The 14022-nt window shown below is 68.1% G+C and carries 11 protein-coding genes; 4 read left to right on the forward strand and 7 right to left on the reverse strand.

What is annotated here, in order from left to right; genetic code table 11:
* Positions 1 to 22 precede the first annotated feature (22 nt).
* A complete protein-coding gene (locus ACUN0C_RS10610; protein ID WP_445466323.1) occupies positions 23 to 2131 on the forward strand; it encodes a CHASE domain-containing protein in 2109 nt (702 codons plus the stop codon).
* Here the strand turns inward: ACUN0C_RS10610 and ACUN0C_RS10615 are convergent.
* From ACUN0C_RS10615 to ACUN0C_RS10625, 3 genes are all read right to left on the reverse strand, one after another.
* On the reverse strand, positions 2120 to 4309 hold the full coding sequence (locus tag ACUN0C_RS10615; protein WP_445466324.1) for an ATP-binding protein: 2190 nt from the start codon (positions 4307 to 4309) through the stop codon (positions 2120 to 2122). The two genes, ACUN0C_RS10610 and ACUN0C_RS10615, sit on opposite strands and share 12 nt — an antisense overlap.
* A gap of 145 nt (positions 4310 to 4454) precedes the next feature.
* Complete coding sequence (locus tag ACUN0C_RS10620; protein WP_445466325.1) at positions 4455 to 6044, reverse strand: catalase; 1590 nt, start codon at positions 6042 to 6044, stop codon at positions 4455 to 4457.
* A gap of 166 nt (positions 6045 to 6210) precedes the next feature.
* Entirely contained in the window at positions 6211 to 7749 is a 1539-nt protein-coding gene (locus ACUN0C_RS10625; protein WP_445466326.1) for a trimethylamine methyltransferase family protein, read from the reverse strand.
* Between the two features lie 220 nt (positions 7750 to 7969).
* Here ACUN0C_RS10625 and ACUN0C_RS10630 point away from each other — a divergent pair, with 220 nt between their 5' ends.
* Complete coding sequence (locus ACUN0C_RS10630; protein WP_445466327.1) at positions 7970 to 8668, forward strand: corrinoid protein; 699 nt, start codon at positions 7970 to 7972, stop codon at positions 8666 to 8668.
* Between the two features lie 52 nt (positions 8669 to 8720).
* On the opposite strand, the gene ACUN0C_RS10635 is transcribed toward ACUN0C_RS10630, so the two are convergent.
* A complete protein-coding gene (locus ACUN0C_RS10635) occupies positions 8721 to 8864 on the reverse strand; it encodes an EncA/B family entericidin (RefSeq protein WP_445466328.1) in 144 nt (47 codons plus the stop codon).
* A 71-nt stretch (positions 8865 to 8935) separates the two neighbouring features.
* Between ACUN0C_RS10635 and ACUN0C_RS10640 the strand changes: the two genes are divergently transcribed.
* Entirely contained in the window at positions 8936 to 9550 is a 615-nt protein-coding gene (locus ACUN0C_RS10640; protein ID WP_445466329.1) for a DUF1638 domain-containing protein, read from the forward strand.
* Positions 9551 to 9632: 82 nt separating this feature from the next.
* On the forward strand, positions 9633 to 10874 hold the full coding sequence (locus tag ACUN0C_RS10645) for an acyl-CoA dehydrogenase family protein (protein ID WP_445466330.1): 1242 nt from the start codon (positions 9633 to 9635) through the stop codon (positions 10872 to 10874).
* A gap of 63 nt (positions 10875 to 10937) precedes the next feature.
* Here ACUN0C_RS10645 and ACUN0C_RS10650 read toward each other — a convergent pair whose 3' ends face one another.
* The 3 genes from ACUN0C_RS10650 to ACUN0C_RS10660 are packed head-to-tail and all read right to left on the reverse strand — an operon-like array spanning position 10938 to position 13959.
* Positions 10938 to 11975, reverse strand: coding sequence for a response regulator (locus tag ACUN0C_RS10650; RefSeq protein ID WP_445466331.1), 1038 nt, complete (start codon positions 11973 to 11975; stop codon positions 10938 to 10940).
* Positions 11975 to 12418, reverse strand: a complete 444-nt coding sequence (locus ACUN0C_RS10655; protein ID WP_445466332.1) for a response regulator — start codon at positions 12416 to 12418, stop codon at positions 11975 to 11977. The genes ACUN0C_RS10650 and ACUN0C_RS10655 overlap by 1 nt, the downstream gene beginning before the upstream one ends.
* Positions 12418 to 13959: a sensor histidine kinase gene (locus tag ACUN0C_RS10660; protein WP_445466333.1), complete on the reverse strand. Its 1542-nt coding sequence runs from the start codon at positions 13957 to 13959 to the stop codon at positions 12418 to 12420. Before ACUN0C_RS10660 ends, ACUN0C_RS10655 begins: the two co-directional genes overlap by 1 nt.
* Positions 13960 to 14022: the final 63 nt, after the last annotated feature.

A 14022-nucleotide genomic window follows, 5' to 3' on the forward strand; every position in this document is an offset into this window, starting at 1 on the left:
AGGATGCGGCGCCGAGATGCCGGTGGCGAGCCGTAGGATGGTGCCGATCCGGCCGGCCTTCCTGCGCCTGGTGCGCGCGGACGTGTTCGTCCCGGTGTCCGTCTTCGTACTCGGGCTGCTCTTCACCTTCTTCGTGACGGAGACGCTGCGGGCGGTCGTCGCGGCGCGCGACGTGCAGCGCTTCAAGGAAGTCGTCGGCATCACCCACACGACGATCGAGGCCAAGATGGAGGCGGTCGTCGCGATGCTGCGGGCGGGCGTCGGCCTCTACAATGCCTCCGAGGAGGTGACCAGGTCCGAATTCGGCCGCTTCGCCCGGGAACTCTCCCTCGCCTCGGTCTACCGCGGCGTCCAGGGCTACGGCTTCGCCGAACGCGTCGCCCCTGCCGACATGCCTGCCTTCCTCGCGTCCCGGCAGGCCGAGGGCGGGCTGTCCTCCGGTTTCCGCGTCTGGCCGGATCAACAGACGGCGGATGACCGATACGTCATAAAGTACCTGGAGCCGGAGGACGAGCGGAACACCGCCGCGCTCGGTTTCGACATGCGCAGCGAAACCACCCGGCGCGCGGCCATGGAGCGCGCGCGCGACACCGGCGAACCGGCCGCGACCGGTATCGTGCGGCTTGTCCAGGAGATCGCCGGCGATCCGCAGCCGGGCTTCCTGATCTATGCACCCGTCTACCGCGGCGGTAACGCGCCGGCGGACGTGGACGGGCGGCGCGGGCTGCTGGCAGGCTTCGTCTACGCACCCTTCCGCGCCGGGGACCTGCTGGAGAGCACCCTGACGGCCGGGCTGAGGTCGCAGGTGGCCTTCCACGTCTACCAAGGCGCGCCCGTTCCCCAGAATCTCCTTTACGATTCCCACCGTCCGGGCGCGGAGCCGGCGAGCGACCCGCACGACCGGACGGAGGCGCGTGCCCTCACCTTCGCCGGGACCACCTGGACAATCGACTACCACTCGCGTCCGGCATTCGGCGCCACCTCGACCACCGACCTCGTTCAGGCGGTTCCGCTCGCGGGCGGCACCCTCAGCGCGCTCTTCGCGGCGATCGCATTCGCCCAGGTCCGGGCGCGGCGCGCGGCCCTGAACGAGGCGAAGGAACGCCGGCGCGCCGAAGCGGCGGTCCTGGAGCGGGAAAAGCGCCTGCGCCGGATCCTCGACAACATCTACGCGCTGGTCGTCGTCCTCGACCCCGCCGGCCGCGCCCTCGAGGTCAACCGCGCGCCGCTCGAATCGCTCGACCTTTCGCGCGAGGACGTGATCGGACGTGCCCTCTGGGACCTGCCCTGGTGGAAGGACGCTCCGGAGACGCGGAGGCGCCTGCAGGCGGCCGTCGCGGATGCGGCGGCAGGCAGGATCGTGCGCGAGGACATCGAGATTCCGCTCGAAGAGGGCTCCGTCGTCCTCGACATGCAGATCGCGCCGGTGAAGGACGACAGCGGCGAGGTCCGCTTCATCGTCCCGTTCGCCGTCGACATCACGGAGCGGAAACGCTCGGAGCAGCATCGCCAGACCCTGCTCCGGGAACTCAGCCATCGGGTCAAGAACACGCTGGCCGTGATCCAGTCCCTCGCCCGCCAGACCGGTGCGCGCGCGCGGTCGGTCCCCGAGTTCCAGGCCTCGTTGCAGGGCCGGATCACCGCGCTCGCCGCCGCCAACGACCTGCTGATCGCCTCGGGCTGGCGCACGGCCCAGCTGGAGGGCATCGTGCGCCTCGCCGTACGGGCCCACATGGCGCGCGAGGAGGATCAGCTGCGCCTCTCGGTGCCCGACATCATGCTGCCCCCCGAACTGGCGCAGGATCTCGTTCTGGTGCTGCACGAGCTCGGGACCAACGCGCAGAAATACGGCGCGCTCTCGCGCGAGCGGGGCGAAGTCGCGATCGAGGGGTCCGTCGGCCCGGACGGGCTCCGCCTAGAATGGCGTGAATCCGGCGGGCCGCCGGTCACCGTTCCGGAGAATACCGGGTTCGGCTCAACGCTCCTCGATGCACTGATCCGCGGCCGCCATCGCGGTGAGGTCGAGCTGTCCTGGCGGCCGGAAGGACTGATCTGCACGATCAAGGTGCCTCCGGAAGCGCTCGTCGAACCGGATCCGGTCGCGGAGAACCGCCTCGTCTCAGGCGCGTGATTCCGCAGAGGGGACCTCTGCGGCGGCGCCTGCCTCCGGCCGTGTCGCCGCAGCCGCCTTTCCTTCGGCACCCGGCGCGAACACTTCCACCAGCGCTTCCCGCAGCCGATCGAGGCTGTAGGGCTTCCTGAGGACGAGCAGCCCCTCCTTTAGGGCCTGGTTCGCGCTGGTGCTGTAGCCGGTCGCGAGAACGATCGGGAGTTCGGGCCGCGTCCGCCGAACCTGGCGCGCAAGGTCGAGACCCGACATGCCGCCTGGCATGACGATATCCGAGAAGAGGAGGTCGTACGGCTCGCCTGCCGCGAGGCGGTCCAGGGCGTCGTGCGGGCTTGGTACGACCACGGCGGAGGCCCCGAGCTGCTCGAAATAGGCCGAGGTTACGTCCGCGACGGCGGAATTGTCCTCCACGAGCAGCACGCGCAGGCCTGCAACAACCTGGCCGGGCGATGCCCGAGCGGGACGTGCGGACTCCAGCTTGCCGCGGGCCTGTGGCAGGTACAGGGTGACCGTCGTCCCTTCGCCGGGTGTGCTGTCGATCTTCACCGCCCCGCCGGACTGGCGCGCGAAGCCATAGACCTGGCTGAGCCCGAGGCCCGTCCCCTTGTCGATCTCCTTCGTCGTGAAGAACGGGTCGAACACGCGTTGCAGGATCTCGGGCGGAATGCCCGAGCCGCTGTCCATCACCTCGATCGTCAGGAATGCGCCGGCGAGGCCGTCGGCCTCCGGCCCGCCCGCAAGCGTCCGCTGCCCCAGGCGGATCGTCAGCTGCCCGCCGTTCGGCATCGCGTCGCGGGCGTTGACGGCGAGATTGATGAGGGCGATCTCGAACTCGGCCGGATCGATCCGCGCGACGCAGGCAGCGCTCGGCACCTCGATCCCGACCGTGATGTCGCCGCGGAGCGAGCGCTGCAGGATCTCGCGCAGTTCCGGCAGACGCTGGCCGAGGTCCACGAGCTCGGGCGCCAGCGTCTGCCGCCGCGCGAAGGTGAGGAGCTGGCGCGTCAGCTTCTCGCCGCGATCGGCAGCGGTCGCGATCATTTCGAGCGTCCGCGCGGTCTGGGGGTCGGCAGCGCGGCGGCGCAGCCGCTCCACGCCGCCGGAGATGACCATCAGGAGATTGTTGAAATCGTGCGCGATCCCGCCCGTCAGTTGGCCGATGGCCTCGAGCCGCTGCGCGTGCCGGAGGGCCGCCTCTGCAGCCTCGCGCCGCTCGGCCTCCTCATAGAGCCGCCTCGTCCGGCGCATCGCCATCCAAAGGGTCGCGAACAGCAGCAGCGAGGCGGGCAGGCCGAACAGCAGGTGCCAGGCCATTCCGGCCAGCCATTCCGACCTGACGGCCGCTGTTTCGAGCCCTGCCACGAGGTAGACCGGCATGCCGGCGATCCTGCGGAAACCGAACCGCCGCTCGACCCCGTCCAGTTGCGCGACCGCCGTGTAGAACCCTGCCCTCCGCCCGGCCGCGACCTCTTGCGCCAACCGTCTGGCGACGAGCCCGATGCGCTCGGCCGGGCTGGGCGGAGGGGGGAAGCGGGCGAGCACCGCGCCATCCGCGCGGGTCATCGAAAAGTAGGTGCCGGGCGCCTTGGCGAGCTGGGCGTAGAAGGTCTCGAAATCCTCGGGCCTGAGCGAAACGGTGATGACACCGTTGAACCCGCCGTCCGCCGACGGGCGTCGCCGGCTCAGGCTGAAGAACGGCTGCGCGTCCGAAAAGCGCGGCAGATAGACCTCCCCGATGAAGGTCCCGACGTCCGCCTCGATCTGGGCGGAGAAGTAGTCCCTGTCGGTGAGGTGCCGGGTGCGCGGCGCCGGATAGATGAAATCGGAGACGAGCGCCAAGCCGTCCGCATCGATCAGCCAGAGCGACTGGATGCTCGAGATCGGTTGCGCCATAGCGGCGAACCGGCGGTGCAGCCGCTCTTCATCGGCTTGTATCTGGGAATCCGAAAGGCCTTCGGTGAGCTCGACGATCTCGTGCATGATGAGATCGGAGGTCTGGAAGTTCTTCGAGGCGTGCTCCTGAAGAACCGCGAGCGACCCGGCGATGCGCTCGTCTGCATTGCGCCAGGCCTCCCGGTGGCTTGCCCAGCCGAGATAGACGAACAGCGCCGCCGGCAGAGCCAGCGACGCCACCATCATCAGCCTCAGCAGCCTGAGCGCTGCGTTGCGCGCGGTCCGCACCGCCCCTCCCGGCCGTTCTGTCAGCCCGGGACGTTATATGCACCGCGACCGCCTGACGAGAGCCTAACGCCTCGGCCTATCGGTGCTTTTCCCGTGTGCGTACGTCCGCCACCGTGTCACCGGGCGGCGGACATGCAACGCCCCCCTATTCCGCGGCGTCGGCGCGGACCGGCTCTTCGGCCTTGCCGCTCGTGTAGGTCGGCGCGGCGAGCCGGTCGCCCGGGGCGGGCTTGCCGGGAAGCGGCGGGAGAGCGATCGCCTTCTGCAGATCGATTCCGGCGCCTGCGGCCACGCGGCGTCCGTAATCCTCGTCGCAATGCCAGAAGTGCCAGACCATCCTGAGCGCGATGTGCTCCGGGCATTCCATCATGTCGGAGACGAGGTTGTTGATCAGATCCTCGCGCTCCCGATCGTCGAACGTCCGGTAGCGCACACCCGCCTGCTTGTAGTCGTCCTGCGTGCGCGAGGTCTGGTAGCGGCCGAGGTGGCCCTCTACCCACTGATGGTAGCCCTTGGCGGGCTTCGGCGCCTCCGCCAGCCCGCCCATCGAGCTCGGCTCGTAGTTCACGTGCTTGTTCTCGCCGCCGCCGTCCACGTAGTAGGCCATCTGGCCGTCCCGCTGGTTCGTATGGGTGCGGAGGCCCTGCTGCGGCGCGTTGATCGGCAGCTGGAGGTAGTTCGGGCCGACGCGATAGCGCTGGGTGTCCGAGTAGGAGAGCGTCCGGCCCTGCAGCATCTTGTCGTCGGAGAAGTCGATGCCGTCGACGAGCACGCCGGTTCCGAACGCCGCCTGCTCCACTTCGGCGAAGAAGTTGTCGGGGTTCCGGTCCAGCACCATGCGCCCCACCGGCAGGAGCGGGAACTGGTCCTCGGGCCAGCGCTTGGTGTCGTCGAGCGGATCGAAATCGAGCTCGGGGTGATCGTCGTCCGCCATGATCTGGACGCAGAACTCCCACTCCGGATAGTCGCCCCGCTCGATCGCGTCGTAGAGGTCGCGCGTCGCGTGGCCGACGTCCTTGGCCTGGATCGCTTCGGCTTCGGGCGAGGTGAGGTTCCGAACGCCCTGCTTCGGCTGCCAGTGGAACTTCACGAGGTGCGCCACGCCTTCGTCGTTCACCAGCTTGTAGGTATTGACGCCGGAGCCTTCCATTTCGCGGTAGTTGGCCGGAACGCCCCACGGGCTCTTCAGCCAGGTCACCATGTGGAGACTCTCCGGATGGTGCATGACGAAGTCGTAGAAGCGCCACGTCTCCTGCCGGTTGCTGACCGGATCGGGCTTGAAGGCATGGATCATGTCCGGGAACTTGATCGCGTCGCGGATGAAGAAGACCTTGAGGTTGTTGCCCACCAGGTCCCAATTGCCGTCGACCGTCTTCAGCTTCACGGCGAAGCCGCGCGGATCGCGCGCCGTCTCCGGCGATTCCTTGGCGCCGGCAACGGTGGAGAAGCGGACGAAGACGGGGGTCTTCACGCCGGTCTGCGTCAGGACCTTGGCGCGGGTGTACCGGCTCGCCGGCTCGTCGCCGATCTTGCCGTAGGCCTCGAACCAGCCGTGGGCGCCGGTGCCGCGCGCATGGACGACGCGCTCGGGAATACGCTCGCGGTCGAAATGGGTGATCTTCTCGATGAACTGGTAGTTCTCGAGCGTCGCCGGGCCGCGTTCGCCGACGGAACGCAAGCTTTGGTTGTCGGAAACCGGCCGACCCTGGCGGGTCGTGAGAATCCTGTCGTTCATGGGGTGCCTCGCTGTCGACATCCCGAAAACCGGGATTGAAGTCTGACTCGAACCTAAGCCAGGCTGGCCATATCGGCAAATACAGAGAACCTGTAGGGCCGATAGGAAACGCCTATCGGCTGGGGCGCAGGCTCAAGCGTTTCGGAAGGAGCCGACGCGCCGCGGATCACGCGAACGCATCCGGCATGGCGGCCTTCCGGCGCGCCATGAAGTCGAGGAGCGCCTCGTCCACCGCCGGGTCGAGCGCCGGCGCCTCGTAATCCGCGAGCCACTTCTTCCAGATGGCGTTCGCGCGCCGCTCGGCCGTGCTCTCGCCCTCTGCGAGCCATTGCTCGTAGGAATTGTTGTCGGCGACGACCGAGCGCCAGAAGGCCGACTCGAAATTCGCCTGGGTGTGGGCGCAGCCGAGATAATGGCTGCCCGGCCCGACTTCCCGGATCGCGGAGAGCGCCTGGCCATTTTCCGTCAGGTCGATGCCGTCGCAGAAGCGCTGCTGCATGGCGAGCTGGTCGCAATCCAGCACGAACTTTTCGTAACCCGATACGAGCCCGCCCTCCAGCCAGCCGGCGGCGTGCAGCACGAAGTTCGTGCCGGCCAGCACCGTCCCGTTCAGGGTGTTCGCGCTTTCGTATGCCGCTTGCGCGTCCGCCACCTTGGATGCGCAGAGCGCGCCGCCGGTTCGGAAGGGCAGGCCGAGCCGACGGGCAAGCTGCGCCGCGCCGTACGAGACGAGCGTCGGCTCCGGCGTGCCGAAGGTCGGCGCGCCGGACTGCATGGAGATGGACGACGCGAAGCAGCCGAACACGACCGGGACGCCCGGCCGGCAGAGCTGGGTCAGCGCCGCGCCGGCGAGGACCTCCGCCAGCACCTGCGTGAGCGTGCCCGCGACGGTCACGGGCGACATGGCGCCGGCGAGGATGAAGGGGGTCACGATCGTCCCCTGCCCGGCCCGCGCATAGGTCTTCAGTGCGCCGAGCATGGTGCCGTCGAAGACCATCGGCGAGTTGGCGTTGATGAGCGAGATCATCACGCAGTTCCGCGCGACGAAGTCCTCGCCGAAGACCAGTTCCGCCATTCTCACCGAATCCGCGGCCCGTTCCGGGTGCGTGACCGAACCCATGAACGGTTTGTCGGAATAGCGGACATGGCTGTAGACCATGTCGAGGTGGCGCTTGTTGACCGGGATGTCGACGGGCTCGCAAACCGTCCCGCCGGAATGGTGGATCGCCGGCGCGACATAAGCGAGCTTCACGAAGCTGCGGAAGTCCTCGATCGTGCCGTAGCGCCGCCCGCCGTCGAAGTCGCGCACGAAGGGCGGCCCATAGACCGGCGCGAAGACGGTGGCGTCGCCGCCGATCGTCACCGAGCGTTCCGGGTTGCGCGCATGCTGGGTGAAGACGGCCGGCGCGGTCGTGAGCAGGCTGCGGCACAGGCCGGGCGGGAAGTGAACGCGCGTACCCTTCACATCGGCGCCGGCCTCGCGCCAGAGCTGCAGGCTTTCCGGATCTTCCCGGAATTCGATCCCGATCTCCTCGAGGACGGTATCGGCGTTCCGCTCGATCAGCGAAAGCCCCTCCTCGTCCAGCACCTCGAAGTTCGAAAGGCGCCTGCGGATGAAGGGCATCTGCACACCGTCGCCGGCCTGCCGGCGCGCGCGCCGAGCCCCCGCGCCGCCCCGTCTGCGACCCTCGCCAGCGTCCGACATCACCTGGGAACCTCGTTCGCGGCCCCGCGGCCGGGAGCCCTTGCTAGCAAGCCGGCGCGGGCCCGCCGCTCCGGAAGCGGCGCGGCATGACGCGTCTGGAGCGCCGTCGCGGCGCCGGCCGGCCGATGGTTGCCGCTCCTGCGGTTTCCAACGCAGCCAGACCCGTATATTGACAGCCGCACGCCGCTTTGCGGCGCTTTTCTTTGCCGGAGCGTCAAGCATGGCCGATGACGACGTGGATCTCAGTGCACTTTCCGACGACGAGCTCGTCGAGCAGATGCACGACGATCTCTATGACGGTCTCAAGGAAGAGATCGAGGAAGGCGTAAACATCCTGCTGGGGCGCGGCTGGACGCCCTACGACGTGTTGACGAAGGCACTGGTGGAGGGCATGCGGATCGTCGGCGACGACTTCCGCGACGGCATCCTGTTCGTGCCGGAAGTGCTTCTCTCGGCCAACGCCATGAAGGCCGGCATGGCCATCCTCCGCCCGCTCCTGGTGGAAACCGGCGCGCCGAAGATCGGCAAGATGGTCATCGGCACCGTCAAGGGCGACATCCACGACATCGGCAAGAACCTCGTCGCGATGATGCTGGAGGGCGCCGGCTTCGAAGTCATAAACCTCGGCATCAACAACGACGTCGACAAGTTCCTGGCCGCGATCGAGGAGCACAAGCCGGACATCATCGGCATGTCGGCCCTGCTCACGACCACCATGCCGTACATGAAGGTCGTGATCGACACGCTGAAGGAAAAGGGAATCCGGGACGATTACATCGTGCTCGTGGGCGGAGCGCCGCTCAACGAGGAGTTCGGCAGGGCCGTCGGCGCCGACGCCTACTGCCGGGATGCGGCGGTGGCGGTGGAGACGGCCAAGGACCTCGTGCTGCGCAAGCACAATCGGCCCCCGGCCGGCTGATCCTGGGCCGCTCGCCCCGAGCAGGCGGGGCTACCCGCCTGCCGTCGATGACTTATTGCGCGACCGCGCCCTCGACGGCCTGGGCCGTCTCGCGCACGTCCTGGCCCGCGCCGCGGATGGTGTTCTCGCAGCCCGCGACGACGATCGCGGCGACGAGCAGCGCGGAGGCCGAGACAAGCCTTGCAGGCGTTGACATGAACCGATCTCCTAACAAGGTTCTGGTGGAACCCGGTGCTTCGCCAACGGTGGAGCGGAGGAGATGTTCCCGTGACTAGCCCGCACCCCGAGACACCGCCGCCCGATGCCGGCGTCCTGGTGATCGCCTGCGGCGCGCTCGCCCGCGAGATCCGCTCGGCTCTCGACGCGAGCGGTCTCGGCCACGTCACGCTGACCTGCCTGCCGGCCCTGCTGCACAACAGGCCAGAACGGATACCGGACGCCGTCCGGGCGGCGATCCGGGAGAACAGGGGCCGGTTCCGCAAGATCGCGGTCGCCTACGCCGATTGCGGCACGGGCGGCGCGCTCGACACGGTGTGCGCGGAAGAGGGCATCGAGCGGATCGAAGGCCCCCACTGCTATGCGTTCTTCTCCGGCACGGCGGCGTTTCTGGCGCGCGGCGACGCCGACATGGACGCATTCTACCTGACGGACTTCCTGGCCCGCCAGTTCGATACGCTGGTGATCGAGGGCCTCGGCCTCGATCGCCATCCCGAGCTGCGCGACATGTATTTCGCGCACTATCGCCGGCTCATCTACCTCGCCCAGACCGATGATGCGGACCTTGAGGCAAGAGCTCGCGCCGCAGCAGAACGCCTCGGGCTCGCCTTCGAGATGCGCCGCACCGGCCTCGGCGACTTGCCCGCATTCCTTTCCCGCATCTGACGAGCAATGCCGGTAGCTCTCCTCCGCAAAATCGTGCAAACGTTCGCATAGCGGCTGCGGCCGGCTTTGGGAGGGACGTGACGTGAACTGGGAAGAGCATCACCTGTCGGACGAGCAGCGGATGATGCGGCAGACCTGCCGCAGCTTCATCGACGAGGTCGTCCAGCCCTTCATACGCGGGCAGTGGAAGCGCGAATGGCTGATGGATGCCGACGCGCGCCTGCCGCCCGAGATCCTCGAAGGCGCCGACCGCATCGGCATTCGGACGCTCGCGGTGCCTGAGGAATTCGGCGGCGTTCAGCTCGAGGCCGAGACCGAGGTCCAGACCTTCGCCCTCATCTCCGAAGAGATCGCGCGCGGCGATTCCGGGCTGGCCGACAAGCTCGTCCAGAACTGGAAGGTCTCGGTGCTCCTCAGGAAGTTCGCGCCGCGGCACCTGCAGGAGAAGTGGTTTCCGCGCCTCGTTGCCGACCCGCAGTTCCTGCTCGCTCACTGCCTTACCGAGCCGCGTGGCGCATCCGACCGCTGGCTGCCCTACAACGTGCCCGAAGCCGCCATGCAGACGCGCGCGGTCCGCGGCGACGGCGGCTGGGTCATCAATGGCCGCAAGCAGTTCATCTCGAACGGCTACGACGCCTCGCTTTTCGTCGTCTACGCCAACACCGATCCGACGGTCGGGATGATGCAGGGCACGTCGAGCTTCCTCGTGCCGCGCGAGACGCCGGGGCTCACGGTCACCAAGTGCAACGAGACGATCGGCTGCCGCTTCATGAACAACGGCGAGATCGTCTTCGAGGACTGCTTCGTCCCCGACGACCACCTGCTCGTCGCCGGAGATGCGCTCGCCAAGGCCGGCCTCTATTTCCGGCCGGGCAAGATCATCCAGGCGGCGAAGAATCTCGGCGTCGGCGTCGCGGCCTTCGAGAGGACGTCGGACTACGTCCAGACCTACGTCCAGGGCGGACGGATCCTCATCAAACACCAGGCGGTCGCGATCCGCCTCGCGGACATGGCCATGCGCATCGCCGCGGTCCGCAGCCTGCTGATGCAGGCCGCCCAGGCCGTCGACCGCGGCGACCCGGACGGCGAGCCGCTCTGCAACATGGCGAAGGTGTTCGCCAGCGAGGAGATCATGCGCGTCTGCCAGCATGCCATGGAGCTTCACGGCGGCAACGGCGCCATGCTGGAATTCGGGATCGAGAAGCTCTTCCGCGACGCCTCGATCTTCCTGCACATGGACGCCACGACCGACATCTCGCGCATGAAGATCGTGAAGGCGATGTTCCCGCAGACCGCCGGCGCCTATGCCGGCCCAGAATCCTGACGCCATCCCGACGCCCGCCGGAACCGAAGCCGACTGCCGCCCGGGGAGCCGGGCGGCAGCGATTCAGAGGCCGAAGGTTATCATCACCCGCGTGCCGGAATGGGCCGGGTCGACCTCGACCTGCGACCGCAAATTGACCGCCATGGCGTCCACGATGCGTGAGCCGAGACCCGTGCCGCGCGGCTGCGCGGAGCCGTTCAGCCCGACGCCGTCATCCTCGACGACGAGGCACACGCTGTCCGGATCCGGCCTCGTGAGGCGTACCCGAATCTCGCCTGCCTCCCCTTCCGGATAGGCGTACTTGTAGGCGTTGGTGACGAGTTCGGTGACCACGACGCCCATCGAGACGGCTTTGTCGGTCGGCACCGGCACGTTCTCGATCTCCGTCCGGATCGCGTGCGGCCGGCCGGAATCGCGCATCGCCGCCTCCAGCTCCTCCACGAGATGGCGGAGATAGGAGCCGGCGTCGACAAAGCGCACGTCGTCGGACGTATAGAGACGACGGTGAATCCCGGCGATCGCGGAGATCCGCGCCTGCGTCTCCTTGAGCGCCTCGGCCGCGGCCGGGTCGCGCACGGCGGAGCTCTGCATGCGGACGAGGGCCGCCACGAGCGCCAGGCTGTTGCCCACCCGATGGTTCACCTCGCGAAGCAGCATCTCGGCGCGGTCGCGCGCCTCGCGCACCGCGCGTTCCGCGGCATCGCGCTCGCGGCGGAGCTGCGCCTGGTGCAGGGCGCCGTCGATGGCGGCTCCGAGAAGCTCGAGAAAATCGCCCTGAACGTCCTTGATGACGTAATCCGCGGCGCCGGCCTTCAGAGCGGCGACCGCGACCCGGGTGTCCCCCGATCCCGTCACGTACACCACCGGCGGGGGATCGGCGATCGCCTGGAGCTCCTTCAGGAAATCGAGCCCGCTCAGGCGAGGCATGTGGTGGTCGAGCCCGATCACGTCGACGCCGCCCTCGCGAACGCGCGCCATGGCCTGCAGCCCGTCCGGCGCGGTCTCCACCAGATAGCCGCGTCGCTCGAGCGACTTTTGCACGAGCCGGGCGATCCCGGCGTCGTCGTCGACGTAGAGGACGCGAACGCCCCTTTGCTGCATCAGACGGTCTCCGGCACCTGCATGACGGCGAAGAACAGCCCGAGTTGCCGGATCGCGTTGGCGAAGCCTTCGTAATTCACCGGCTTGGTGATGTAGACGTTGGCGCCGAGATCGTAGCAGCGCTGGATCTCGCGCTGGTCGTCGGTCGTCGTGAGCACCACGACGGGAGCGACGCGGGTGTGCTCGTTCGACTTGACCTTGGCCAGGATGTCGATCCCGGTCATGTCGGGAAGGTTGAGATCGAGCAGGACCAGCATGGCCCGGTGCCGGCTGACCTCGCCGCTGCCGTCGGGGCCCAGCAGGAACTCCAGCGCCGAGGTCCCGTCCGAGAAGGCCTTGATCTCGTTGTTGACGCCGGCACGCCTGATATTGCGCTCGATCAGCCGCGCATGGCCCTCGTCGTCCTCGACCATCACGATCGTTACGGGCTTGGCATTGTTCATCAGGCTGCTTCCTTGGTCGGCTGGGCGAGGACCCTGGGGAGGCTTACCCGAAAGGTCGTCCCCCGTCCAAGCTCGGATTCGAAGTCGATTTCGCCGCCGAGGCGGCGCACCATCGTGCGGACATGCGGCAGGCCGATGCCCTCCCCGGGCTTGTCCTGCGCACCGGCGCGGCGAAAGAGCTCGAACACCCGTTCCCGGTCCGTCTCGGCGATCCCGCGCCCGTTGTCCTCGACTTCATAGACCACGCCGAAGCGGGTTTCGCGGCCGCGGATCACGATGCGCCCCGGGCGGCCGGGCGCCAAATACTTGACCGCATTGTCGATGAGGTTCCCGAAAACCTGCTCCAGCGCCATGCGGTCGGTGACGATGCCGGGAAGCGGGCGTTCGACCTCGATCTCGCTGTCGGTTTCGACAAGCTGGTGCTGCACGCTGTCCGCAGCCGTACCGACGATCGCCTCGACGTCGACCCGCTCCGGCGTGAGGACGCGCCTGCCCTCCCTTGAGAGTTTCAGGATGGCGCTGATCAGGCCGTCCATCTTGCCGGTCGAGGAGCGGATGAAGGCGATCGCCTCGGGAAGCTCGGTCTCGATCGCGAGCTTGGCGTCGCGCGCCGCCATATCCTCCTCGTCGAGCTCGGCCTGTGCGAGATAGTCGCGAATCGCCGCGATGCCGGTCTCCATCTCGCTCGTGAAGCCCATGATGTTCACGAGCGGGGCGCGCAGGTCGTGGCTCACGATATAGGCGAAGCGCTGGACCTCCTCGTTGGCGCGCGCCAGGTCGCTCGTGCGCTCCCTGACCCGTTCTTCCAGCGAGGCGTTGAGAGCCTCCACCTCGCGGCGGCTCCGCTCGAGATCGCGGGTGTAGCCGAGCGCGATCAGGACCGAGCCGCCGACGACCGCGACGATCATCCCCGCGCCGATCACGAGCACCCAGGTCAGCCGGCTGGCGCTCGCCAGCATCGCCACGGAATTGACCCGCAGGCGCTCGTCGACCTCCGCGATGAGTTCGCTCGACATGCCGCGGATCGATTCCATCAGCGCCTTGCCGCGGTCGGTGCGCAGCAGCGCCATCGCCTCTTCGCCGCGCCCCTGCTCCATCAGCGCCACGATCTCGGCCATCGCCTCGAACCTTTGCCTGACGGTGTCGGCGAGGACTTCGATCCGCTCCTGGTACTGCGGGACGTTGCGCGCGCGGTCGCGGAGAATTGCGATCTCGCCGCGCACGCGTTCGATGGCCGCGGTGTACGGCTGCAGGTATCTCTCCTCGTGCGTGAGCAGGTAGCCGCGCTCGCTGCTCTCCGCCTCAAGCACCGTGACCGAGACGTTCCGTGCCGCGCGCCGGAATTCCTGCCAGTGGACGAGCTCGTCGGCGAGCGTGTCGGTCCGGTCCACCAGCCAGAGCGCCGTCCCGACGATCGCCAGAAGCACGAGAAGCGCAAGGAGGAGGAGACCGGCCGTGGCGCGGACGACGGTGGTGCTGGTGAGCGGCATGCGCGCAAGGTAAGTACCCGACGCCGCAGCGCAACCGTATTCTCGCGCCATGGTCGCGGTTCGGATGCGGCACGTCGCGGTGAAGCGCTTCCGGCGCGATAGGCGCTTGTTAGC

The sequence above is a fragment of the Faunimonas sp. B44 genome, assembly GCF_052655945.1.